Here is a 23,676-nt window from a genome sequence, read left to right as displayed (position 1 = left end):
CCGTTCGCCACTCGCGCCCGCAACAACGGGCTGTCGAGTTACCGGGAGGTGGCCGCGAGGTTCCCGCGAGCCGTCTGCGCGAGGAAGTCCCCGCGCGCGTCAGACCGATCCCTGTCGGGATCCGGGGTTACGGGAGGAGGTGCGGGCGGACCTCGTCTGCCGCCGCGTCGCCGTACGACTCGGCGAGGCGCTTGACGAACAGGTCGCGGCGGACGTCGTACTCCTGGGTGCCGACGGTCTCCAGGACGAGCGTGGCCAGCAGCGAGCCGACCTGGGCGGCCCGCTCCAGGCCGAGGCCCCAGGAGAGTGCGGTGAAGAAACCGGCCCGGAAGCCGTCGCCGACACCGGTGGGGTCGACGGCCCGGATCTCGCGCGCGATGGGTACGTGGATGGGGTCGATGCCCCGGCCCGCGATCTCCACGCCGTCCTTGCCCAGCGTGGTGACCCGCACCTTGACCAGGTCCAGAAGCTGATCGTCGCTGAGCTTCGCCTTGCTCTGCAGCAGCGACTTCTCGTAGTCGTTGGTCATCAGGTACTCGGCGCCCTCGATCAGCGCGACCACGTCCTCGCCGGGCATCCGGGCGAGCTGCTGGGAGGGGTCGGCGGCGAAGGCGTACCCACGGGTGCGGCACTCGGCCGAGTGCCGCAGCATCGCCTCGGGGTCGTTGGCGCTGACCAGCACCAGGTCCAGGCCGCCGATCCGGTCGGCGACCGGGGCGAGCTCGATGTTGCGGGCCTCGCTCATCGCGCCGGCGTAGAACGACGCGATCTGGCACATGTCGGTGTCGGTGGTGCAGACGAACCGAGAGGTGTGCGCCACCTCGCTGACGTGCACGGAGTCGCAGTCCACGCCGTGCCGCTCCAGCCAGGAGCGGTAGTCGGCGAAGTCGGCCCCGACCGCCCCGAGCAGCACCGGGCGCAGCCCGAGCTGGCCCATGCCGAAGGAGATGTTCGCCGCCACCCCGCCACGGCGGAGCACCAGGTCGTCCACCAGGAAGGAGAGCGAAACCTTGTGCAGCTGATCGGCGATGAGCTGGTCGGCGAAGCGACCCGGGAAGCTCATCAGGTGATCGGTGGCGATCGAGCCGGTCACGGCGATCTTCATGTCAACCCTCAGGGTCGGGAGCAGGGCGCGGTCAGCCTACCGGCCCGGCAACCGTGACGTGACCGGTCGGGCGGGCAACGGCAACCGGCTGGTCACCAGCGTTGCGGGGGGCGGGCACGACGACGGGGCAGTCCCGTGGGACTGCCCCGTCGTCGATGGTGCGTGGTGCGCGACCTTAGTTGAACGAGTCGCCGCAGGCGCAGGAGTTGCCCGCGTTGGGATTGTCGATGGTGAAGCCCTGGGCGTCGATCCGGTCGGCGAAGTCGATCGTCGCGCCGGACAGGTAGGGGGCGCTCATCCGGTCGACGACGACCTCGACGCCACCGAAGTCGGTGACGACGTCACCGTCGAGCGAACGCTCGTCGAAGAAGAGCTGGTACCGCAGGCCGGAGCAGCCACCCGGCTGCACCGCGACGCGGAGCCGCAGGTCGTCGCGGCCCTCCTGCTCGATCAGGGCCTTGACCTTCTGCGCCGCGACGTCGGTGAGGACGACGGAAGTAGGGGCCTGGGCCTCGGTCGACTCGGTCTGCGCTGGCGTGGTCACGTGGAAGTCTCCCTGCGCGGTCTTGGGTCCGGACGCACTGGCCAACGTCGCACGCCGTCCAGTGATTCCCGGTTGTGGTCCAGCTCCGATCGTACGCCGCCCCGGCCGGACGTACCCGCGTGGCGGGACCCTCGCCCCAGGTGGGGCGGTGACGAGCGCTCAGCGGCTCCACTGCCGGGCCAGTCGCGCGCCCAGCTCGCGCAGCCCGTCCGCGGGACGGCTCAGCGCGGCGTCGAGCCCGCCGGCCGCCTCGCCGCCGAAGTGCTCCACCAGGCTGTACGCGTCGGTCACACCGGCCGAGGCAGCCTCCCGCCGGCCGGTGCTGACCTGGCCGGCGACCACCACGCAGGGCACCCCACGGTCCCGGGCGGCCCCGGCCACCCCGGCGACGACCTTGCCGCGCAGCGACTGGTGGTCGAAGGACCCCTCCCCGGTGATCACCAGATCGGCGGCGTCCAGGGCGGCGTCCAGCCGGACGGCACGGGTGACCAGACCGATGCCCGACTCAGAGGTGCCACCGAGCGCGAGGATGGCCGCGCCGAGTCCACCCGCCGCCCCGCCGCCCGGCAGCGCGCCCAGCCCCTGCGGGCAGCCGGGCAGGTCCCGTTCCAGCACCGCCGCGAAGCGCTCCAGGGCGGCGTCGAGCAGCAGCACGTCGGCCCGGTCGGCGCCCTTCTGCGGGCCGAAGACGTTGCTCGCGCCGTGCAGGCCGAGCAGCGGGTTGTCCACGTCGGTGGCGGCGACCAGCCGGGCGCCGCGCAGTCGGGGTACGCCGTCGAGGGCGTCGACCACTGCCAACGCCGCCCCGCCGTACGGCAGCGCCGCGCCCGTGGCGTCGAGCGCTGTCACGCCCAGCGCGGCGAGCATGCCGGCACCGCCGTCGTTGGTGGCGGAGCCGCCCAGCCCGATCACCACCGTCCGGGCCCCGCTCTCCACGGCGGCTGCCACCAGCAGACCCAGGCCGTACGACGTGGTGGCCTTCGGGTCGCGCTCGGCGTCGGCGAGCAGGTGCAGTCCGCACGCCTGGGCGCTCTCCAGGTAGGCGGTCGCGCCGTCGGCCGTGAGCAGGATCTCACCGGCGGCCCGCCGGCCCAGCGGGTCGACGGTCGACACCGGCACCCGCCGGCCGCCGAGCGCGTCGGCGAGCACGTCCACGAAGCCCGGCCCGCCGTCGGCGAGGGGCCGGATCAGCAGGTCGTCACCGTCGGCGACGCTGCGCCATCCGTCCGCCACCGCGGCGGCGACCTCCGGTGCGGGCAGGGTGCCGGCGAACTTGTCCGGGCAGAGCAGCACGCGCATGCCGAGCAGTGTGGCAGCCCACACCGAGCGGAGCTGCGGCGCGCTCGCGCTGTGGGACCATGGGCTACGTGACTTCGACCTGGGTGGAACCCTCCAACACGGCGACGGCTCTGCTGCTGCTCGGTCGGGGCAGCGACCCCGACACCGAGCGCGGCGTCGAGTGTCCGGGCGACCTTCCGGCGCCCAGCGATCCCGACCTGGTGGCCCGCGCCGCGGCGGCGAAGGCGAAGCTGGGCAGCACGGTCTTCGTGCTGGGGCATCACTACCAGCGCGACGAGGTGATCCAGTTCGCCGACGTGACGGGTGACTCGTTCAAGCTCGCCCGCGAGGCGGCGGCCCGTCCGGAGGCGGAGTACATCGTCTTCTGCGGCGTGCACTTCATGGCCGAGAGCGCCGACATCCTCACCACTGACGCCCAGCGGGTGATCCTGCCCGACCTGGCGGCCGGCTGTTCGATGGCGGACATGGCCGTCCTGGGTCAGGTCGAGGCCGCCTGGGACACGCTCACCGACCTGGGCATCGCCGGCGAGACCGTGCCGGTGACGTACATGAACTCCTCGGCCGACATCAAGGGCTTCGTGGGCCGCAACGGCGGCGTGGTCTGTACGTCGTCGAACGCCAAGCGTGCCCTGGACTGGGCGTTCGAGCAGGGCTCGAAGGTGCTGTTCCTGCCGGATCAGCACCTGGGCCGCAACACGGCGGTGTTGGAGATGGGCCTGTCGTTGGACGACTGCGTGCTCTACGACCCGCACAAGCCCGGTGGCGGGCTCACGCCGGAGCAGCTGCGCGACGCCAAGATGATCCTGTGGCGTGGGCACTGTTCGGTGCACGGCCGGTTCACCCTGGAGAGCGTCAACGACGTACGGGAGCGGGTGCCCGGGGTCAACGTGCTGGTCCACCCGGAGTGCCGGCACGAGGTGGTCACGGCCTCCGACCACGTCGGCTCGACCGAGTACATCATCAAGACGATCGAGGCCGCTCCGGCCGGCTCGGCGTGGGCGCTGGGCACCGAGCTGAACCTGGTCCGCCGGCTGGCCCTGGCGCACCCGGACAAGCAGATCATGTTCCTCGACAAGGCGGTCTGCTACTGCTCGACGATGAACCGGATCGACCTGCCGCACCTGGTATGGGCGCTGGAGGAGCTGGTCGCGGGCCGGGTGGCCAACCAGATCACGGTGGACGCCGACACGGCGCACCACGCGCGGGTGGCGCTGGACCAGATGCTCGCCCTCCCCGGAGCGTGATCACGATGAGTGACGTCTCTGGTACACAAAAGTGCCGGATCACCGATTAATGCCACACACGCCGGTCTGACCGAGTCCTTTTTCGTCACCGAGGGCTATGCTGCCGGAGCGACGACGCGAGCGGGCCGTTTCGATATGGCCGCATCCGGGGTAGCGACAAGGTTCACGCTCCCCACCATCAACACAGCAGCACCGAAGCGCTGGAGGTTGCGTTGACCGACGACGTCCTGGTCGTGCACGGAGGTACTCCGCTCGAAGGGCGGATCCGCGTGCGCGGCGCGAAGAACCTGGTTTCGAAGGCGATGGTCGCCGCACTGCTGGGCGACAGCCCGAGCCGGCTGTTCGACGTGCCGAAGATCCGAGACGTCGAGGTGGTCCGGGGTCTGCTCGGTCTGCACGGTGTCAAGGTGACGGACGGTGCCGAGGACGGCGAGCTCGTCTTCGACCCGGCGAACGTGGAGAGCGCCAGCACGGACCAGATCAACGTGCACGCCGGTTCGAGCCGCATCCCGATCCTGTTCTGCGGGCCGCTGCTGCACCGGCTGGGGCACGCGTTCATCCCGGACCTGGGCGGCTGCCACATCGGCCCGCGTCCGATCGACTTCCACCTGCAGGCACTGCGGGAGTTCGGCGCGACGGTCGAGAAGCGGCCCGAGGGTCTGCACCTGTCCGCGCCGAACGGGCTGCACGGCACCAAGTTCGCCCTGCCGTACCCGAGTGTCGGTGCCACCGAGCAGGTGCTGCTGACCGCGGTCATGGCCGAGGGCGTCACCGAGCTGCGCAACGCCGCCGTGGAGCCGGAGATCATCGACCTGATCTGCATCCTGCAGAAGATGGGCGCGATCATCAAGGTCCACACGGACCGGGTGATCGAGATCCAGGGCGTACCGAAGCTGCACGGCTACACCCACCGGCCGATCCCGGACCGGATCGAGGCCGCGAGCTGGGCCGCCGCCGCGCTGGCCACCCGTGGTCACGTCGAGGTGCTCGGCGCGCAGCAGGCCGACATGATGACCTTCCTGAACATCTTCCGGTCCGTCGGCGGCGAGTACGAGGTCACCGACGCCCGCGCGCCGAAGTTGGGCGACCCGGGTCAGGAGGGTGGTATCCGCTTCTGGCACCCCGGCGGCGAGCTGAACGCCGTCGCGCTGGAGACCGACGTACACCCGGGCTTCATGACCGACTGGCAGCAGCCGCTGGTCGTGGCCCTGACCCAGGCCCGCGGCCTGTCGATCGTGCACGAGACGGTCTACGAGCAGCGGCTCGGCTACACCGAGGCGCTGAACTCGATGGGCGCCAACATCCAGGTCTACCGGGACTGCCTGGGCGGCACCCCGTGCCGCTTCGGCCGGCGCAACTTCAAGCACTCGGCAGTCATCGCCGGGCCGAGCAAGCTGCACGCCGCCGACCTGGTCATCCCGGACCTGCGGGCCGGTTTCAGCCACCTGATCGCGGCGCTCGCGGCCGAGGGCACCTCCCGGGTGTACGGCGTCGACCTGATCAACCGGGGCTACGAGGACTTCGAGGCGAAGCTCGCCGACCTGGGCGCGCACGCCGAGCGCCCGTAACCTCTCGCACCAATCGTTCGGCCCCGACGGCTCCAGGTCCGCGTTGCGGCCTGGAGCCGTCGCCCGATGCACCGCGATGTGCACCGGGCGCGGACCGTTGGCTACCCTTGCCGCGTGCCGTCGCTCTTTCGCCGCAAGTCCACCGACCTCGTCGACGAGGCCGTCTCCTCGGTGACCCCCGAGGAGACCGCCGCCGATCGTTCCCGGGGCTACACCCCGGCCAAGGGTCGGGAGACGCCGAAGCGGCCCACGGTCGGTCGACGACCGGCCGGCCCGAGCCGTCCCCTCACCAAGGAGGAGGAACGGGAGCGGCGTCGCCAACTGCGGGCGGAAGCCGCGGCGGATTTCCGCCGCGAGGGTGGCCCCCGCGACCGCGGCCCGGAGCGGCTGCTGGCGCGCAACGTGGTCGACTCCCGTCGTACCGTCGGCACCTGGTTCTTCGGCGGCGCGCTGATCGTGCTGATCGGCTCGAACGCGGCGATGCCGCCGGTGGTCCGGTTGATCTCCAACGTGCTGTGGGGCGCTCTCGCCCTGGGTGTGGTCGTCGACTCGCTGCTGATCTGTCGCAAGATCGGCAAGCTGGTCCGGGAGCGCTTCCCGAAGACCGACCAGCGGATGGGCTCGCTCTACCTGTACGCCGTGATGCGGTCGATCACCTTCCGGCGGATGCGCACTCCGGCGCCCGCGGTGAAGCTCGGCGACAAGGTCTGATCGCGGCGCGCCGGCGCGGCCCTGGCCGCGTTGGGGGCACAGGACGTCGGGAAACGTCCGGGCAGCGGCCGCTCGTTGTACCGTGCGCGTAGTCCAGCACTGTGCACAGGTTGCCCGCTGTTCGTGACCGCGAACGATGATCCAGTGGAGCGAACACGCATGCCCGGAGAACCGGCTGCCCCGTTGACCAGCATCGCCGCCGCCCTGCGCCGCGAACGCGAGCGGAGCGGTGTCCCGCTGACCGAGTTGGCCGCTCGGGCGGGGGTCGCCGAGTCCACGCTCCTCGAACTGGAGGCGGGTTCCGGCAACCCGAGCGTGGAGACGCTGTGGGCGATCGGCGTGGCGCTGGGCGTACCGTTCAGCCGGCTCGTCGAGCCGACGGCCGACGACTTCCGGGTGATCCGTGCCGGCCAGGGGCCCCGGGTCGGCTCCGAGCAGGCCGACTTCACCGGAACGCTACTCAGCGCCGGAACGTCGCAGGCTCGCCGGGACATCTACCTGATCGAGTTGGAGCCGGGCGCGGTCCGGGAGGCGGACGGACACACTCCGCACAGCGTCGAGCACGTGGTGGTGGCCGCCGGGCGGCTCCGGGTGGGACCCGAGACCGGCGTGGTCGACCTCGGTCCGGGTGACTACGCGACGTTCGCCGGCGACACCCCGCACCGGTACGAGGCGCTGGTCCCCGGGACCTTCGCCGTCCTCGTCATGGAGCATCCCTGACCCGATGCCCTGGTCCGTCCCGTCGGTGGGTGGGGTATCGTCGTAGCTCAGATTCGGTTATCGACCTAAATGTCCGGAACCATCGGATAACGTTTGCGCCCGTGGCCGGTGCCACAGTGGCGGTGAGCGAGTCCGCGCCGTTACCCTCCATCCGCAGCCACGCCCTGCCGGAACGGGCGACCCGACCGGCACGCGAGGCCCCAGCGCGACAATGTGCAACGAGGTGACAACGCCGTGAGCGAGCGGACGCGAGCCGGCCACCGGAGCGTGGCAGGCGGCGACCGGACGCCCAGGCGACAGCGGGGCGCGAGCGCGGACACCTCACCGTCGACGGGGAGCGGCCGAGCGGTCGGGTGTGGCGACGGGCTCGCCGGATGAACGGCCGTTACACCGACCGGTGGCGGGACCCGAACGAGCCGTCCTGGGTGGTCGAACCGACCACCGAATGGCAACCCCAGTTCCCCGGCCAGCGCTATCCCGGTGACATCGGCGCCACCCACCAGCCCCCACCGCCGCGCGGACGGGCGAGCGCGATCGGTCGTGCCGAGGTGCCGCCGCTCGCACCCACTCGTCCGGACGGCACCTACCTCGGCCGATCCTGGGCCGACGAGCCTCCGGCCGAGCCCGACGGCCGCTGGCGGGCGGACGACGAGCCGGGCGAGTCCCACGGCTGGCCACGTGGCGACGAGCGGACGACCGACGGCTCCCGCAACGGCCGCTCCGAGACCGCGTACTACGACCACGAGCCGTACCGCCGGCCGCTGCCCGAGCCGCCCCGTCGGGAGGAGCGCCGCTCCTCCGAGTCGGACCGGCGTACCGCCTGGTCCGACCGACGCGCCGCCGACGACCGGGTGCCCGGCCGCGAGGCCGCCTGGCACCGCGAACAGCCCGCTTCCGAGGGGTACGACAGCCGCCGGCACCGACCCGAGCCGGCCGACCGGGACCAGGCTTACCCGATGGCGCCACCGGTCTCCCCCGGGCCGTACTCCCCGGCGGCGCGCAACGATCCTGGCTGGGTGACCGAGCCGGACGAGCCACCGCGCCGACGGGGCACGCCGGAACGGCCGCCCGTGGGCCACGAGCGACAGCCGGGCGACGGGTACGGCTCCCGACCGGCCCGGAGCCACGACGGCCGCCCCACCGACGGCCGCCCCACCGACGGCTGGGCCGCCGAGGGTGCCGGCCAGTGGGCGCCCATCGACAGCCGCTCCCGCTCCCGCTCCGACGGTCAGCCCGACCGCCGCTCCGACGACCTCCGCCGCTCGGAGCGCCGCTCCGACGACACCCGACAGCCGGAGCGGGTCGTCGCCGACGACGCCCGCCGCGCGGGACGCTGGGCCGACGAGACTCGCCGGTCGGAGCGGGGCATCGCCGATGACCGGTCGCGTGTGGAGAGTGGTCCCGGTGCGCCCACCGACCGGCAGCGCCGGCCGGAGGACGGATTCGGGCCGCCCCAGACCTCCGAGGGCGGGCGGCGACGCCGCCCCGAACCGGATCCGCCGGAGCAGTCCCGCCGCGACGACGAGCGCCGTCGCCCCGACGTCGACCCGCACCGCCAGCAACCCCGCGAGGCGGCGGCCCGCGCCGAGACGTACCCGGACCGTCGCCCGCGCGAGACCACGAGGCCGGAGCAGTACCGCGACGAGGCGTACCGCGAGGGCCGGCCGCAGCCCGACTCCCGCTCGGGTGGCGGTCTGCCCTGGCCACCGCCCGGCCCGGTGCATCCCGACCGCACCCGGGAGCCGGGCTACCGGCCCGAGCCACACCGCGACCCCGAGCCGCGCGTCGGCTCGCGGCCCCCGGCCGGCCCCGCGCGGCCACCGGCGGAACCGCCCCGGTACGACGAACGGCAGACGCGCCCCGCCGCGAGCGCATCGCCCACCTACAGTCGGGCCACACCGGTCCCGCCCACACCTGTCTCCCCCGCCACGCCGGGCACCGGCCGGACGGCTCCGGTTCGCCCGGTGCCGCCGGAGCGCCCGGTGTCCCCCGCCGCTCCCGGCCGGGACCGGCCCGTCCCGCCCGCCACTGCTGGGCGGGACCGGCCGCTGTCGGCGATGCCCGTCTCGCCCGCCCCCGCCGACCACGAGCGGCGACCCTCGACGTCGTCCACGCGCTCCGAGCACGACTGGCCGGTGTCGGCCACACCGGTGTCCCCGGCGGCGGACGTTCCGGTCTCCGGGCCGCCCGCCGCCCGGCTGCGGGTGGAGTTCCTGCCCGCCCCGGTGGATCCCCCGTCGTCCGACGAACAGCAGGCGCCGCCGACCCGGCCCGAGCCTCGCAGGACGACCGAAGCAGCGTCGACGACGGACGCTCGGCCCACCACGCCACCGCGCTATCCCGGCCCGGACAGCCGTCCACCTGTCGCGCCGCCGCCCACGTGGCAGCGGCCGGACGAGCCCGCCGCGCGTCAGCCGCCTACGTCGGCCGTACCCGACGTCGAGCCGGTACTCCCGATCGCCCCGGGCGTACCGCGTCGCTACGTGCCTCCGACGCCCTCCGAAGCGTCCGCGCCCACCGCACCGGAGCCGACGGAGACGCCGGTCCGGGGGCCCGACGCCTGGTTCAGTTCCGCCGCGCAGCCGGTCGAGTCCGATCAGGACGCGACGTCGACGGACGACGCGACGGTTCCCGGGTCGACGGGGGACCGCACGCCGCTCGAGCGGCCGGCCGGGGCATCGCCGCAGACCGAGGACGCGCACGACGGTTCGGCCGAGCCACCGGTCGACGGCCCTTCGGCCGGACAGCGGCCCGATGTCACCGTCGAGGCTGCCGCGACGTCGGTCTCCGCGCCGCCGGCCGACACGTCCTCCCCACCGTCGAACGGGCCGGTGTCCGCACCGCCAACCGACCAGACCGCCACACGGCCCGTCTCGGCACCACCGGTCTCGGCCCGGCCCGTCTCGGCACCGCCCGTCGACGCAGCGCCCGCCTCCGGACCGCCAGCGGCTCCGACCCCGGTCGCGCCGCACGCCTGGTCGGACGACCTGTTCGACGACGTGGACCACGAACGGACGACTACCACTCCGGCATCCGACGAGGATGAGCGTCCGGGCTCCGGCGAGACGTCGGGGTGGCAGCGCGAGTCCACTGCGGACGACGTGTACGAGGTGGCCGGCCCGCCGGACGCACCGTCGACCGCCGCCGCCACCAGCTCGGATTCGTCGGACCGGTCGGCGTCGGCGGTGCCCGGGCCGAGCGGCGCGTACCCGTCGAGCGGCACACCCGACACCGACTCCGAGCCCGAGCCGGTCACCGGGACGACCCACACGACACCCGGGCCCTCGACGGAGCTGTCCGCCGGGGCAGAGCCCGTGGCGACACCCACGCCGCCCCCGCCCACCCCGTCGACGGCGCTCACACCGCCGACCGCGCCCGTGTCGGCACCGCCGGCCGAACCCGCGCCCGCCCTCGCGCCGTCCGCCACAGCCGACTCCGCGCCGGATGCACCGGCGGAGACCGCTGCCGCGCCAACCGCCACACCCACGCCAACCGCCGCCGAACCGACCTCCCCGTCGACCACGGCCGCCGAACCGCCCGCCGCCCCCGAACCCCCCGCCGCGGCGGAACCCGTCTCCGCGCCACCGGCCCAGGCCGGAGCTGTCTCCGCCCCAGCGGCCGAGGCCGTCGACTCGCCACCCGACGAGACCGAACCCGTCTCCGCGCCACCCGCCGCGGCGGAACCCGCCGCCGAACCCGTCGCCGGACCGCCAGCAACACCCACGCCCGTACCCGCCGCCGTCATCCCCGGGCCGCGCGAGGCGCCGTCCGAGACGGACGCGCCCGTGTCGGCGCCTCCGAGCACGCCTACGAAGCCGGCGCGGCCCTCGCTCGCCGACGAGGGCGACCCGGAGCAGGTCCTGGCCGCGTATCGCTGGCGGCTGGACCCGGTGACCCTGCGCGAGGAGCTGACCGAGCCAGACGGCATGCGCGCCATCCGCCGGCGGTTGACCGGGAAGTTGGGCACGGCCGTCGACAACCGGGCCCGGGCGCGCCTGCTCAGCCTGCGTGCGGTGGCCTCGCGGATCCTCGGCGACCTCGACGACGCGTTGGCCGACGGACGCCTCGCGCTCACGTACGCGGAGGCCACCGGTGAGCTGCGCCGAACCGCGCTGGCACAGGCGCGACTGGCTCACGTCCTACGGTGGCGAGGTGACTTCGCCGAGGCCGACCAGCTCTTCGCGGAGGCCAACTCGAACGAGCTGCCCGACCGGTTGCGCGCCGCCCTGCACGAGCACGCCGGGCGGTGCTGCTACGACCAGGGCCGGCTGATGGAGGCCTGCCACCACTTCGAGCGGGCGCTCGACCTGCGCGGCGCCGCCGACGCCGAGCTGCTGGACCGGGTGCGGGTGGCCCTCGACGCGGTCACCGTGCGGGCATCGGCGGACGGCTTCGGGCCGTACCTCCGGAGCCGGGACGAGGTGCTCGACCGTGACCGTCCCCCGCAGCCGGACCGCGACGGACAGCTGTGGGGCTACACCGACCAGGCCGGCGAGGTGGTCGTCCCCGCCCGGTACGCGGAGGCGCAGCCGTTCCACGACGGGCTGGCCTGGGTCCGGCGGCCGGACACCGACCGGTGGTCGCTGATCAACATGTTGGGTACGACGGTGATCCCGCCGTCGTTCCGGGCGGTGCGCCCGTTCAGCGACGGCCTGGCCTGGGTGGTCACCGACGGCGGCTGGACGGCGATCGACCCGACCGGCGCGGTGCAGGTCCCGCCGAACTTCGCCGACGTACGGCCGTTCCGCCGCGGCCTGGCCGCGGTGAAGCGCGAGGGCTGGGGGGCTGTCGACCGGACCGGACGGATCGTGGTGCCGACCCGCTACCACGCCTTCGTCACCGAGTTGACCGACGCGGGGCCGGTCGACGGTTTCACCGACGAGGGTCTCGCGGTCGTCGACGTGGCCGGCCGGCGCGGTGTGGTGGATCGCACGGGCACGGTGCTGGTGCCACCGTCGTACCCGGTGGTGGTCATCCACCCGGTGGCGTTCCTCGTCAGCGGCGGCGGTCGGTGGGGCGCTCTCGACCGTCGGGGCGCGTCACTGATCGACCTGGTGCACCCCGATCGCGGGGCGGTGCTGGAGGAGATCGACCGGCTGCTGACCGACGCCAATCCCGTGCTCTGAGTCGCCGCTCGGCGATCGTGATCCACCGGAGTTAGGGTCGGGACATGGAATTCCGACACCTGGGCCGTTCCGGCCTGCTCGTCAGTGAGATCTCGTACGGCAACTGGATCACCCACGGTTCCCAGGTCGAGGAGGACGCGGCGTTCGCATGTGTGCGGGCCGCCCTCGACGCGGGGATCACCACCTTCGACACCGCCGACGTGTACGCCGGCACCCGGGCCGAGGACGTGCTCGGCCGGGCGCTGGAGAGCGAACGTCGCGAGGGCCTGGAGATCTTCACCAAGGTCTACTGGCCGACCGGGCCGGGTCGCAACGACCGTGGCCTGTCCCGCAAGCACATCATGGAGTCGATCAACGGCTCGCTGCGCCGGCTGCGTACCGACTATGTGGACCTCTACCAGGCCCACCGGTACGACTACAGCACGCCGCTGGAGGAGACGATGGAGGCGTTCGCCGACGTCGTGCACTCCGGCAAGGCGCACTACATCGGCGTCTCCGAGTGGACCGCCGAGCAGCTGCGCGCCGCCCACCCGCTCGCCCGCGAGCTGCACGTCCCGCTGGTCTCCAACCAACCTCAGTATTCGTTGCTGTGGCGGGTCATCGAGGCCGAGGTCGTACCGGCCAGCGAGGAGCTGGGCATCGGGCAGATCGTCTGGTCGCCGATGGCGCAGGGCGTGCTCTCCGGCAAGTACCTGCCGGGGCAGCCGCCGCCGGCCGGTTCCCGCGCCACCGACGAGAAGTCCGGCGCGAACTTCATCGCCCGGTACATGGGCGACGACGTGCTCACCCGGGTGCAGCGGCTCAAGCCGCTCGCCGAGCAGGCCGGGCTGAGCATGCCCCAGCTGGCCGTGGCGTGGGTCCTGCAGAATTCGAACGTGTCGTCGGCGATCATCGGCGCGTCCCGCCCCGAGCAGGTGCACGACAACGTCAAGGCGGCCGGGGTCACGCTCGACGCCGAGCTGCTCAAGGCCATCGACGAGATCATCGAGCCGGTCGTCGAGCGGAACCCGGCCAAGACCGAGTCTCCCGCGCAGCGACCCTGACCAAGGACCGGTCCGGTCGGCGCGCCCGCGCCGGCCGGACCGGACACCTCAGGTCAGCTCGACTCAGCTCTGCCAGAAGCGGATCAGGTCCAGGCCGGCGGCGTACAGCCAGGACGGCAGACCGAGCAGGTCACCGACCGCGAAGACCGCGTCGAAGAACCAGCCGCCGATACGCGGGTTCCACAACAGTGCGAAGAGCAGGAGGAAGCCGTACGGGGCGAACAGGTCGTACATCCTGCGCCACTGCGCGTTGAGCCACGGCTGGATCATGTTGCCGCCGTCGAGACCGGGCACCGGCAGCAGGTTGAGCACGCTCGCGGTGAGTTGCAGGAACGCCAGCAGCGCCACACCGGCCCAGAACTCGACCGGTCCTCCCGAGGTGGTACCGATTCGTACCGCGAGCACGAGCAGCAACGTGAACAACACGTTGGTCGCCGGACCGGCCAGGCTCACCAGGGTGTGCCGCAGCCGTCCCGGGATGGCGTGCCGGTCCACCCACACCGCGCCGCCGGGCAGGCCGATGCCGCCGAGCAGCACGACCACCACCGGCAGCACGATCGACAGCAGCGGGTGGGTGTACTTGAACGGGTTGAGCGTCAGGTAGCCACGGTGGGCGATGTCCCGGTCGCCGGCGCGGTAGGCGACGACCGCGTGGGCGTACTCGTGCAGGCAGAGCGACACCAGCCAGCCGGAGACGACGAACAGGAACACGTCGAAGCGGACGCTGCCGTAGCCGTTCCAGGCCAGCACTCCGCTGACCGCGAAGAGCGCGACCAGGCCGAGGAAGACCGGACTGGGCCGGAACGCCGCCCTCGGCACGCCGAGCACCAGCTTGTCGGCGCCCGGCCGGTCGTACGCCATCACTCGGCCGTGGGCAGCAGGCTCATCCGGTACTCCACCCGGTCGTCCTCCACGAGCGCGACCGAGGTGACGCCGGACGCCGCGAGTTCACGCCAGGTCTGACCGATCCAGGATTCGGCGTCGGCCTGGCTGCTGAACGACTCCGCCGGTCCCTCGACCGTCTGGCCGTCCGTGCCCTCGTACCGCCAGCTCCACGCCATGCCGCGTCTCCCCTCGCCGCTGAAGTCCCGGTGGGACGAACCCCCGCCAGCGTAGTCGGCCCGGCGCGCAACGGCCTCTCGCCCACCTTCGGGGCCGTCGGAGTCCGCCGAGCGTCGGGATCGGGACGGCCTTCGCGCGAGCGCCGGGCCGGCAGGCAGAGCGACCCCGGGCGGCCTTAAGGTACGGGCATGTCCGTTGACGGGTGGAACACGGTCCTGGTGCTCGGCGGTATCCGGTCCGGCAAGTCCGAGTTCGCCGAGTCCCTGGTCGCCGACGCGCCGGTGGTGCGCTACGTCGCCACCGCGCCGCAGGGCGACCCGGAGGACACCGAGTGGGCGACCCGACTGGCGACGCACCGCGCCCGCCGGCCGGGTAGCTGGACCACCGAGGAGACCGCCGGGGAGCCCCGCCGGCTGGCGGACGTGCTCGCGTCCGCCGAGCCCAACGAGACGCTTCTCGTGGACGACCTGGGTGGCTGGGTGACAGTGCTGCTCGACCCGGAGTACCAGCCCGCCGACGACGTGGCGACGATCGCCGAGTTGGCCGAGGCGATCCGCTCCTGCGCGGCGCGGGTGGTGCTGGTCAGCCCCGAGGTGGGGCTGTCGCTGGTGCCGACCACCCCGCTGGGGCGGGCGTTCACCGACGCGCTCGGCGCGGCCAACCGCGCGGTCGCGGACGCCTGCGACGCCGTGGTGCTGGTGGTCGCCGGCCAACCCGCCTGGTTGAAGCCGGCCGCCGCGACCGCCGCGACCGTCGCGCCGACCGGGTCCGCCTCGGTCGGCTCGGTGCGTACGGCCGCGCGGCACGCCGCCCCGAGCCAGGGCGCCCCGGGTCGGGCTGACGCGGCCCTCGGCGACGCGGAGCCCACGCCCGAGGTACAGCTTCCCGAGGTCCTGACCCACACCCCGCCGGTCGCGCCGAACCAGGAGCCGGGCAACCCCTGGGCCGCGCCGACGATGGCGCTGCCGATGGTGGCCACCGGGCTGGTCATCCAGCCGGGCATGGAGCTGCCGATGCCCGACGAGTACGCGGGCCCGCAGGCGGTGGACCGGCTGGCGACGCTGGACGTGCCGGGTGCGGGGCTGGGCGTCCTGGACCGGGTGGTCGGCTTCGCCGCCGCCACCCAGGGCACCTCGTCGCCGGTCGCCTGGGGTTCGGTGCGGGTGCTGCTGCTCAACGGCGACCACGCGGGCGGCGCTTCCGCCGGCACCGTCGCCGGCGAGTCGGCTCGGCGCGCCGCGCAGGCCCGCGCCGGCCGGGGCGCACTGGCCCGGCTGGCCGCCGAGGCCGGCGCGAGCCTCCAGGTCGTGGACACTCCCGCCGCCGCCCCGATGGAGACCCGGCCCGCGCTCGCCGGCGAGCAGGTCGAGTCGGCGCTGCGCTACGGCTGGCGGCTGGCCGAGCAGGCGGCCGACGCGGGCGTACAACTGCTGGTCCTGGGTGCGTGCGGGGCCGGCACCGAGGCGGCGGCGGCGGCCGTGCTGGCGGCCACCGCCGGCGCGGAACCGCCCTCCGTGCTGGGTCGGGTGATCACCGAGTCCGGTGAGATCGACGACGCGGCCTGGATGGTCCGCTGCGCGGCCGTGCGGGACGCCCTGCATCGCACCCGCCGCTCGCCACGCAGTGCCAAGGACGTGCTGGCCGAGCTGGGTGGCGGCGACGTGGCCGTGGCGACCGGCGTGCTGCTGGGCGCGACCGCCCGCCGGGTGCCGGTGCTGCTGGACGGGCCGGTCGGGTTGGCGGCCGGGATGGTCAGTCGTGACCTCGCCGGGCAGGCGCGGCACTGGTGCCTGCTGGCCGACCACGGCCAGCACCCCGCGGTGCGGTTGGCCGCCGACGTGCTCGGCCTCACGCCCCTGCTCGACCTTCGGCTGGACCTCGGCGAAGGTGCGAACGCCCTGGTCGCGCTGCCGATGTTGCGCTCGGTGCTGGCGCTGGCCGCCGCACTGCCGGTCCACCCGTCGCTCACCGGCGACGCCGACCCAAACGGCCCCGACGAGCCGGAACGCGAGTACGCCGACGACGAGCCCGCGTACACCGGGCCCGACTACACCGACCCGGAGTTCGTCGAGCCGGAGCCGGCTGGGCCGGGCCCCACCCGCACCGGGGCCGACGAGCCGGCGTCGGGCTGGCGTGCCGGCTGAGTCGCGGTTCGTCGCGGGCGTCCGGCTCGCCGTCACCACCTTCAGCACGCTGCCGGTACACGCCGGGCGGATCGACCGCCCGGTGGCGGGTACGGCGATGGCGCTCGCCCCGGCCGTCGGCGCGCTGCTCGGCGTACTCCTGGGTGGTGTCCTGCTCCTGACCGGTCTGCTCGCGCCCCCGCTGGTGGCCGCCGGCGTCACGGTGGGCATCGCCGCCCTGCTGACGCGGGGGCTGCACCTGGACGGGCTGGCCGACACGGTGGACGCGCTCGGCTCGTACCGCCGGGGCGCCGCCGCCCTGGAGATCATGAAGAAGCCGGACGTCGGGCCGTTCGGCGTCGTGGCGCTGGTGGTCGTACTCCTGGTGCAGGCCGCCGCACTCGCCGACCTGGCCGGACGGTCGTGGCCGGCGTGCCTCGCGGCGGTGGTCGCGGCGACGGCCGCCGGCCGCCTCGGCGTCACGATGGCGTGTCGGCGCGGCGTGCCCGCGGCCCGGCCGGACGGCCTGGGCGCCATGGTGGCCGGCACGGTCGGCCCGGCGGCCCTGACCGTCGGCGCGGTCGCCGTCGTGCTGCTGGCGGTGCCCGCGGTGCCGGGCCGCCCGTGGCAGGGGCCACTCGCCGTCGTGGCCGCGCTGGCCGTCGCGGTGGCGCTGCTGAACCACGTGGTACGCCGGCTCGGCGGCATCACCGGCGACGTGCTCGGGGCGACCGTCGAGGTGGTCACCACGCTGGTCTACCTGGGTGTGGTGCTGTCCGGCTGAAGCCGGCACGCGCGGCCGGGTAGCGTTCGGCTCGACAACACCGGCGCGGCCACCGGGGGAAACGAACATGCTCATCACGGACGACTTCCTGCCCGTCCCGGTGCCGGAGTCGCTCAGCGCGACCTACCTGGTGCCGATGGCGGGGCTACCGAAGGTCAGCGCGAAGACGGCGGTGGCGGCGCTGACCGGCCGGCTGGCCGAGCCTGTGCACGGGCTCGCCCGGCAGATGCTGGACAGCCCGCTGATGAGCGTGGACACCCGGCCGATCGCCGAGTTCCCGGCGCTGCCGCCGGACCTGCTCACCGCATTTGGCGCCACCGAGGAGCAGTTGGCCCGGCTGGCGGCGGCGACACACCTGGTGGTGGTGCAGGCCGAGTACCGGCCCGGTTGGCCGCCGGCACACGAGTGGGCGGCACGGGCGGTAGCGGCGGCGGTCGCCGAGTCCGTCGACAGCGACGTGGTGGACGTCTTCGGCCTCCAGTTCCTCGACCCGGCGACCGCGCTGCGCTCGCTCCCCGACGAGCAGGGCCGCATCCGACTGGTCGACTGGGTGCTGGTGCCGTACTCGTCCGACGCCGAGGGGCTGTGGTTCACCACGAAGGGGCTGCGTCGCTTCGGGCTGCTGGAGTTGCAGACCCAGGGTGTGCCCGACCACCTCACCCGCGCCTGGGGTGCGGTGATGACCGGGGCGGCCCGTCGGCTGCTGCGGGACTGGACCGACGGCCTCAACGGCGAGGAGGTGCCGGCCTTCGTGCAGCTTCCGGTGCTCGCCACCGTCACCGGGCACGACATCGCCGTGGCGTACGGCAACCCGGAGCAGCACGGCGCGACGGCCCCGGTGCTGCTGCGCCTGGAACTGGACCCGGCGACCGACCCGGAGGCCGACTCGTTCCTGAGCCTGCGCCCGCCGGCCGGGCACCCCGGCCCGGACGGGCGCTACTACGCCGCCGCCTGCGCGACCCTGTTCTCCGGCATCCAGCCGGACGTGCGCTACGCCCGCTCGGGTGACGCGATGAGCCGTGCGGTAGCTACCGCCCGCGCCGCGCTGGGCGACGCCCGGGCCCGCTTCGTCGCCGGCCACCTACCGGCCGAGTCGCAACTGGTGGTCAAGTACGGCCTGCCGGGTGACGACGGCCCGGAGTACGTCTGGGCGGGCGTCACGTCGTGGGAGACCCCGGAGCGGATCGTCGGCGTCAGCGCCAGCGACGCGGCGACCGACGAGAGCGTCCGGATCGGCGCCCCGGTGGTGGTCGAGTCGTCCGACGTCGTCGACTGGGCGGTCCTGGACGCGACCGGAGTCATCGAAGGCGGCTGGACCCAAGCAGTCCTAGATTCCGGCGAACCCCCCACCCCAACCCCCTAACCCCCACCCCCGGCCCCCACCCCACCCCACCCACCCCACCCGCCCCGAGCGCGTTGATCATGAAGTTATTGCCACCGCTGTCGGCGTGTCCTGGCAATAACTTCATGATCAACCGGGTGGAGGGTGGGGGTGGGGGTGGGAGTGCCCCGGGGAGGGGTTAGTGGGTTGAGGGGGTTACGAAGGGGGGTTTTGTCAGGGTTACTGGGGCTCGGCGGCCTCGGATGTCGAGCTCGACCTCGGTGCCGTCGGTCAGGTTGGCCTCCGTGTCCACCAGGGCGAGGGCGATGCCCTGCTTCCTCGTGGGGCTGAAGGTGCCGCTCGTCACCACGCCGACCTGCTCGTCGCCCACGTGCACGGTCATGCCGGGGCGCGGGATGGCGCGGTCGACGGCCACCAGGCCTCGCAGCGTACGACGGGGGCCGGCGGCCTTCTCGGCGAGCAGCGCGTCGCGGCCCCAGAACGCCGGCTTGTCCCAGCCGACCGCCCAGCCGGAACGGGCCTGCACCGGGGTGATGTCCAGCGAGAGATCCTGCCCGTGCAGCGGGTAGCCCATCTCGGTGCGCAGCGTGTCCCGGGCGGCCAGGCCGCAGGCGCGCAGCTCGAACGCCGCACCGGCGGCGAAGAGCGCGTCCCACACGGTCACCGCTTGCTCCGCCGGCACCACCAGCTCGTAGCCCAGCTCGCCGGTGTAGCCGGTACGGCAGACGGTCAATTCCACCTCGGCGAGGCCGTCGGTGAGGCCGGCGGCGTCGAAGCTCATGTAGCCGTGCTCGGTGGGCAGGTCGAGGGCGGCGAGCAGGTCGCCCGAGCGGGGGCCCTGCACGGCCAGCACCGCGTACGCCTCGTGCTCGTCGGTGACCGTGATCCGCTCCGGTGCGGCGGCGCGCAACCGGCGTACGACCTCGGCGGTGTTCGCCGCGTTCGGGATGAGGAAGACGTGGTCCTCGGCGTACAGGTAGGCGATGATGTCGTCCACCACACCGCCGGTGGCGTCGTCGCAGCACAGCGTGTACTGCGCGCGGCCGGGCCCGATCCGGCCCAGGTCGTTGCTGAGGCAGGAGTTGACGAAGTCGGCCGCGCCGGGGCCGGTCACCCGGACCTTGCCCAGGTGCGACACGTCGAAGACGCCCACCGCCGTACGCACCGCCGTGTGCTCCTTGAGCACCCCGCCGCCGGCGTACTCCAGCGGCATTTCCCAGCCCCCGAAGGGGGCGAACTTGGCGCCGGCGGCGGTGTGCCGCTCGTGCAGCGGGGAACGGCGCAGCCGGGTCGCGGCGGAGGAGGAGGTCACGTCGGTCATGGGTGGCAACTTACCGGGGGTTACGCCGCTGGTTAGCATCGGCGGGACCCCGTTGGTGTGATCGACGGGACAGCCCTGACGTCCGGCGGGTAGGTTCCGCCGGAGACCTTCACCGCTGGTACGCGACGACGCGACCGGCCCGGCCCGCCCGGAGTAGCTTCAGTGACATCCCCCCGCACAACCACCCTGAGCCTGGTCGACACCGACCCGGCGGAGCTCGCCGTCGACGCGATCGTGATCGGCGTGCACAGCCAGACCGGAGAGCAGGACGCCACCAGCGGCCTCGCCGGCACCCTGCTGCTCGGCAGCGGTGCGGAGAGCATCGCCGTGGCGTTCGACGGCAAGCTGACCGAGACGCTGGCGCTGCTCGGCGCGACCGGTGGCCCCGGCGAGGTGATCAAGCTGGCCACGCTGGGTACCATCACGGCTCCGCTGGTCGTCGCGGTCGGGCTCGGCCCGGAGCCGACGGGTGCCGCTCCGGCGCCGGAGACGCTGCGTCGCGCGGCTGGCGCGGCCGTGCGAGCCCTGGCGGGCGCGCCGAAGGTGGCGCTCAACCTGCCACTGCCCGACGACGCCGACGCGCCGGCTGCGCTGCGGGCGGTCGCCGAGGGCGCGCTGCTCGGCGGCTACCGCTTCGCCGGCTACAAGACCCGGCCGCAGCCGACCCGCCGGGAGCCGGTGGCCGAGGTGCTGATCGCCGTGCCGGACGCCGCCGACGCGGGCGCCCAGGCGGAGATCACCCGCGCGCAGGCCGTCGCCGGCGCGGTCCGGCTCAGCCGGGACTGGGTGAACACCGCCCCGAACGAGCTGCGTCCGCCGTCGTTCGCCGACGCCGTGGCCGCCGCCGCCCGGAACGCCGGCCTCGGCGTCGAGGTGCTGGACGAGGCGGAGCTGGCCGCCGGCGGGTACGGCGGCATCATCGCGGTCGGGCAGGGTTCGGAGGCCCCGCCGCGGTTGGTGAAGCTTACCTACACCCCGCAGGACGCCGGCAACGGCAAGCGGGTCGCGCTGGTCGGCAAGGGCATCACCTTCGACACCGGCGGCATCTCGATCAAGCCGGCGCAGGGCATGTGGGAGATGAAGTCCGACATGGCGGGCGCTGCGGCGGTGGGCGCGGCGATGCTGGCGATCGCCGCGCTGAAGCCGGCCGTGGCGGTCAACGCGTACCTGCCGATGGCCGAGAACATGCCGTCGGGCACCAGCTACCGGCCGGGCGACGTGATCAGTATGTTCAGCGGCAAGAAGGTGGAGGTGCTCAACACCGACGCCGAGGGCCGGATGGTCCTGGCCGACGCGATCGCCCGGGCCTGCGCCGACGGCACGGACTACCTGTTCGAGACGTCCACCCTGACCGGCGGTCAGGTGATCGCGCTGGGCAAGCGGGTCGCCGGTGTGATGGGTACGCCCGAGCTGTGCGACCGGGTCAAGGTGGCCGGTGACACGGTCGGCGAGCCGGCCTGGCCGATGCCGCTGCCGGACGACGTGCGCAAGGGCATGGACTCCGACGTGGCGGACATCTCGCAGGTCAACGCCGGCATGGACCGGGCCGGGCACATGCTCCAGGGCGGCGTGTTCCTGCGTGAGTTCGTGGCGGACGACGTGTCGTGGGCGCACATCGACATCGCCGGCCCGGGCTACCACTCGGGCGAGCCGACCGGCTACTGGACCAAGGGCGGCACCGGCGTGCCGGTCCGTACCCTCGTGCAACTGGTCGAGGACGTCGCGGCCAACGGCTGACAGCGTGCGAAAAGAGGGGCTCCCGGCTACCGGGAGCCCCTCTTTTCAGTACTGGTCGGGGCGGCGCTTGCGACGCTCGTTGAAGTCGCGCATCCGCTGCGGGTATCCCATCAGCCGGACGTCGTACACCGGGATGCCCATCCGGTACGCGAAGCGGCGCGCGCCGTCCGGGCCGTCGATCCGGCGGCGGGTCCACTCTCCGTCGTCGGCGATCAGGATGACGGTGGTCTCGGTGACCGTCGTCCGGGGCTCGATGAACGCCTCGACGCCCCGCCGGCTCTGGATGAAGTTCTCCAGATGGGTCAGATCGCCACGATCGGCCGCGCGGTCGTGGCTCAGCACACGCGCCTGCTTCCGGCGCCGGAACAACCCCACCGAACCTCTCCCCCACCTGACGTCATCGACAACGGTGCCAAGGGTACGTGTCGATGACGTGTCGTTGGGCACCTCACTACGCACCCTGTGCCCGGTGGTGACAAGATGACCGAGGTGGGGTGTGTCCGTGTTACCCCTCTGTGACCCCCGATGCAGTGACGCGACCTGGGAGTTGAGCGTGAGCGAGCCGAACGACGCAACCTTCGACATCGTCATCCTCGGAGGTGGCAGCGGCGGCTACGCGGCGGCGCTGCGCGCCGCCCAGCTCGACCTTTCGGTCGCGCTCATCGAGAAGGGCAAGCTCGGCGGCACCTGCCTGCACAACGGCTGCATTCCGACGAAGGCGCTGCTGCACGCGGCCGAGATCGCCGACCAGACCCGCGAGTCGGAGCAGTTCGGCGTGAAGGCCGAGCTGGTCGGCGTCGACATGGCCGGGGTCAACTCGTACAAGGACGGGGTCATCTCCCGCCTGTACAAGGGTCTGCAGGGCCTGGTGGGCGGCTCGAAGAACATCACCTTCGTGGCGGGCGCCGGCAAGCTGGTCGGCAAGAACGTCGTCGAGGTGGACGGCAAGCGCTACACCGGCCGCAACATCATCCTGGCCTCCGGCTCGTACGCCAAGAGCCTGCCCGGCCTGGAGGTCGACGGCGAGCGGATCATCACGAGCGACCACGCGCTGACCCTGGACCGGGTTCCGTCGTCGGTGATCGTGCTCGGTGGCGGCGTGATCGGCGTCGAGTTCGCCAGCGTGTGGAAGTCCTTCGGTGCGGACGTGACGATCGTCGAGGCGCTGCCCCGGCTGGTCGCCGCCGAGGACGAGGAGTCGTCGAAGGCACTGGAGCGGGCGTTCCGCAAGCGGAAGATCAACTTCAAGGTCGGCAAGCCGTTCGAGAAGGTCGAGAAGACCGAGAACGGCGTCAAGCTGACCATTCAGGGTGGCGAGACCGTCGAGGCCGAGCTGCTGCTGGTCGCCGTCGGTCGCGGCCCGAACACCGCCAACCTCGGGTACGAGGAGCAGGGCGTCACGATGGACCGCGGCTACGTGGTGACCGACGAGCGGCTGCGCACCAGCGTGCCGAACGTCTACGCGGTCGGCGACATCGTGCCCGGCCTCCAGCTCGCGCACCGCGGCTTCCAGCAGGGCATCTTCGTCGCCGAGGAGATCGCCGGGCAGACCCCGGCCGTCATCGACGAGGTGGGCATCCCGCGCGTCACCTACTGCGACCCGGAGTTGGCGTCGGTGGGCCTGACCGAGGCGAAGGCCAAGGAGCAGTACGGCGCCGACAAGGTCAAGACCTTCAACTTCAACCTGGGTGGCAACGGCAAGAGCCAGATCCTCAAGACCACCGGCTTCGTGAAGCTGGTCCGGGTGGAGGACGGCCCGGTGGTCGGTGTCCACATGATCGGCGCCCGGGTGGGTGAGCTGATCGGTGAGGCGCAGCTCATCTACAACTGGGAGGCCTACCCGGCGGAGGTCGCCCAGCTCGTGCACGCCCACCCGACCCAGAACGAGGCATTGGGCGAGGCGCACCTGGCCCTCGCCGGTAAGCCGCTGCACGTACACGCCTGATC

At 73.1% G+C, this 23,676-nt stretch carries 18 protein-coding genes; 11 read left to right on the top strand and 7 right to left on the bottom strand.

All coding sequences use genetic code 11. From position 1 onward, the window contains the following. Window positions 1-127: 127 nt before the first annotated feature. The 3 genes from ACGFH9_RS09010 to ACGFH9_RS09000 form a co-directional block, all read right to left on the bottom strand. A complete protein-coding gene (locus ACGFH9_RS09010) occupies window positions 128-1,105 on the bottom strand; it encodes a carbohydrate kinase family protein (RefSeq protein WP_393217060.1) in 978 nt (325 codons plus the stop codon). Window positions 1,106-1,280: 175 nt separating this feature from the next. Then, on the bottom strand, window positions 1,281-1,649 hold the full coding sequence (gene erpA / locus ACGFH9_RS09005; protein WP_007463211.1) for an iron-sulfur cluster insertion protein ErpA: 369 nt from the start codon (window positions 1,647-1,649) through the stop codon (window positions 1,281-1,283). Window positions 1,650-1,808: 159 nt separating this feature from the next. Next, the gene (locus ACGFH9_RS09000; protein ID WP_393217059.1) at window positions 1,809-2,948 is read right to left on the bottom strand and encodes a glycerate kinase; all 1,140 of its coding nucleotides are present in this window, start codon (window positions 2,946-2,948) and stop codon (window positions 1,809-1,811) included. Between the two features lie 68 nt (window positions 2,949-3,016). On the opposite strand from ACGFH9_RS09000, the gene nadA reads away from it, so the two are divergent. From nadA to ACGFH9_RS08970, 6 genes are all read left to right on the top strand, one after another. Further along, window positions 3,017-4,192, top strand: coding sequence for a quinolinate synthase NadA (nadA, locus tag ACGFH9_RS08995; RefSeq protein WP_393217058.1), 1,176 nt, complete (start codon window positions 3,017-3,019; stop codon window positions 4,190-4,192). Between the two features lie 212 nt (window positions 4,193-4,404). Beyond that, window positions 4,405-5,760 carry a UDP-N-acetylglucosamine 1-carboxyvinyltransferase gene (murA, locus tag ACGFH9_RS08990; protein ID WP_124820727.1) on the top strand — a complete coding sequence of 452 codons (1,356 nt, stop codon included), beginning with the start codon at window positions 4,405-4,407 and terminating at the stop codon, window positions 5,758-5,760. 66 nt (window positions 5,761-5,826) lie between these two features. Then, on the top strand, window positions 5,827-6,471 hold the full coding sequence (locus ACGFH9_RS08985) for a DUF3043 domain-containing protein (RefSeq protein WP_393217057.1): 645 nt from the start codon (window positions 5,827-5,829) through the stop codon (window positions 6,469-6,471). Between the two features lie 159 nt (window positions 6,472-6,630). Next, window positions 6,631-7,191, top strand: a complete 561-nt coding sequence (locus ACGFH9_RS08980; protein WP_393217056.1) for a helix-turn-helix domain-containing protein — start codon at window positions 6,631-6,633, stop codon at window positions 7,189-7,191. A gap of 374 nt (window positions 7,192-7,565) precedes the next feature. Beyond that, window positions 7,566-12,317, top strand: a complete 4,752-nt coding sequence (locus tag ACGFH9_RS08975) for a WG repeat-containing protein (RefSeq protein WP_393217055.1) — start codon at window positions 7,566-7,568, stop codon at window positions 12,315-12,317. Between the two features lie 44 nt (window positions 12,318-12,361). Next, entirely contained in the window at window positions 12,362-13,360 is a 999-nt protein-coding gene (locus tag ACGFH9_RS08970) for an aldo/keto reductase family protein (RefSeq protein ID WP_393217054.1), read from the top strand. A 63-nt stretch (window positions 13,361-13,423) separates the two neighbouring features. Here ACGFH9_RS08970 and ACGFH9_RS08965 read toward each other — a convergent pair whose 3' ends face one another. Together ACGFH9_RS08965 and ACGFH9_RS08960 are read right to left on the bottom strand one after the other, a co-directional pair. Continuing rightward, window positions 13,424-14,221: a site-2 protease family protein gene (locus tag ACGFH9_RS08965; protein WP_393217053.1), complete on the bottom strand. Its 798-nt coding sequence runs from the start codon at window positions 14,219-14,221 to the stop codon at window positions 13,424-13,426. Beyond that, a complete protein-coding gene (locus ACGFH9_RS08960) occupies window positions 14,221-14,421 on the bottom strand; it encodes a hypothetical protein (protein ID WP_196918986.1) in 201 nt (66 codons plus the stop codon). Before ACGFH9_RS08960 ends, ACGFH9_RS08965 begins: the two co-directional genes overlap by 1 nt. Window positions 14,422-14,610: 189 nt before the next feature. Here ACGFH9_RS08960 and ACGFH9_RS08955 point away from each other — a divergent pair, with 189 nt between their 5' ends. The 3 genes from ACGFH9_RS08955 (at window position 14,611) to ACGFH9_RS08945 (ending at window position 18,692) form a co-directional block, all read left to right on the top strand. Beyond that, on the top strand, window positions 14,611-16,566 hold the full coding sequence (locus ACGFH9_RS08955; protein WP_393217052.1) for a bifunctional adenosylcobinamide kinase/adenosylcobinamide-phosphate guanylyltransferase: 1,956 nt from the start codon (window positions 14,611-14,613) through the stop codon (window positions 16,564-16,566). Further along, window positions 16,556-17,329 carry an adenosylcobinamide-GDP ribazoletransferase gene (gene cobS, locus ACGFH9_RS08950; protein WP_393217051.1) on the top strand — a complete coding sequence of 258 codons (774 nt, stop codon included), beginning with the start codon at window positions 16,556-16,558 and terminating at the stop codon, window positions 17,327-17,329. Before ACGFH9_RS08955 ends, cobS begins: the two co-directional genes overlap by 11 nt. Before the next feature lie 67 nt (window positions 17,330-17,396). Then, window positions 17,397-18,692, top strand: a complete 1,296-nt coding sequence (locus ACGFH9_RS08945) for a DUF2314 domain-containing protein (RefSeq protein ID WP_393217050.1) — start codon at window positions 17,397-17,399, stop codon at window positions 18,690-18,692. 157 nt (window positions 18,693-18,849) lie between these two features. Here ACGFH9_RS08945 and gcvT read toward each other — a convergent pair whose 3' ends face one another. Continuing rightward, window positions 18,850-19,992 (bottom strand): glycine cleavage system aminomethyltransferase GcvT, encoded by a 1,143-nt coding sequence (gcvT, locus tag ACGFH9_RS08940; protein WP_393217049.1) that lies wholly within the window; start codon window positions 19,990-19,992, stop codon window positions 18,850-18,852. 162 nt (window positions 19,993-20,154) lie between these two features. On the opposite strand from gcvT, the gene ACGFH9_RS08935 reads away from it, so the two are divergent. After that, window positions 20,155-21,729: a leucyl aminopeptidase gene (locus ACGFH9_RS08935; protein WP_393217048.1), complete on the top strand. Its 1,575-nt coding sequence runs from the start codon at window positions 20,155-20,157 to the stop codon at window positions 21,727-21,729. 45 nt (window positions 21,730-21,774) lie between these two features. Here the strand turns inward: ACGFH9_RS08935 and ACGFH9_RS08930 are convergent, their stop codons facing one another. Then, a complete protein-coding gene (locus tag ACGFH9_RS08930; protein ID WP_393217047.1) occupies window positions 21,775-22,104 on the bottom strand; it encodes a hypothetical protein in 330 nt (109 codons plus the stop codon). 178 nt (window positions 22,105-22,282) lie between these two features. Between ACGFH9_RS08930 and lpdA the strand changes: the two genes are divergently transcribed. Continuing rightward, on the top strand, window positions 22,283-23,674 hold the full coding sequence (lpdA, locus tag ACGFH9_RS08925) for a dihydrolipoyl dehydrogenase (RefSeq protein ID WP_393217046.1): 1,392 nt from the start codon (window positions 22,283-22,285) through the stop codon (window positions 23,672-23,674). The last annotated feature ends 2 nt before the right edge of the window (window positions 23,675-23,676 follow it).

Origin of the sequence: Micromonospora sp. NPDC049102 (assembly GCF_043197485.1) — a bacterium.
Taxonomy (GTDB): domain Bacteria; phylum Actinomycetota; class Actinomycetes; order Mycobacteriales; family Micromonosporaceae; genus Micromonospora.
This window is presented reverse-complemented; position numbering and strand designations above follow the sequence as displayed.

Coding starts and splice junctions, on each gene's coding strand:
- ACGFH9_RS09010 (WP_393217060.1), bottom strand. CDS start 1,105: ATGAAGATCGCCGTGACCGGCTCGATCGCCACCGATCACCTGATGAGC.
- ACGFH9_RS09000 (WP_393217059.1), bottom strand. CDS start 2,948: ATGCGCGTGCTGCTCTGCCCGGACAAGTTCGCCGGCACCCTGCCCGCA.
- ACGFH9_RS08985 (WP_393217057.1), top strand. CDS start 5,827: ATGCACCGCGATGTGCACCGGGCGCGGACCGTTGGCTACCCTTGCCGC.
- ACGFH9_RS08980 (WP_393217056.1), top strand. CDS start 6,631: ATGCCCGGAGAACCGGCTGCCCCGTTGACCAGCATCGCCGCCGCCCTG.
- ACGFH9_RS08975 (WP_393217055.1), top strand. CDS start 7,566: ATGAACGGCCGTTACACCGACCGGTGGCGGGACCCGAACGAGCCGTCC.
- ACGFH9_RS08970 (WP_393217054.1), top strand. CDS start 12,362: ATGGAATTCCGACACCTGGGCCGTTCCGGCCTGCTCGTCAGTGAGATC.
- ACGFH9_RS08965 (WP_393217053.1), bottom strand. CDS start 14,221: ATGGCGTACGACCGGCCGGGCGCCGACAAGCTGGTGCTCGGCGTGCCG.
- ACGFH9_RS08960 (WP_196918986.1), bottom strand. CDS start 14,421: ATGGCGTGGAGCTGGCGGTACGAGGGCACGGACGGCCAGACGGTCGAG.
- ACGFH9_RS08955 (WP_393217052.1), top strand. CDS start 14,611: ATGTCCGTTGACGGGTGGAACACGGTCCTGGTGCTCGGCGGTATCCGG.
- ACGFH9_RS08945 (WP_393217050.1), top strand. CDS start 17,397: ATGCTCATCACGGACGACTTCCTGCCCGTCCCGGTGCCGGAGTCGCTC.
- gcvT (WP_393217049.1), bottom strand. CDS start 19,992: ATGACCGACGTGACCTCCTCCTCCGCCGCGACCCGGCTGCGCCGTTCC.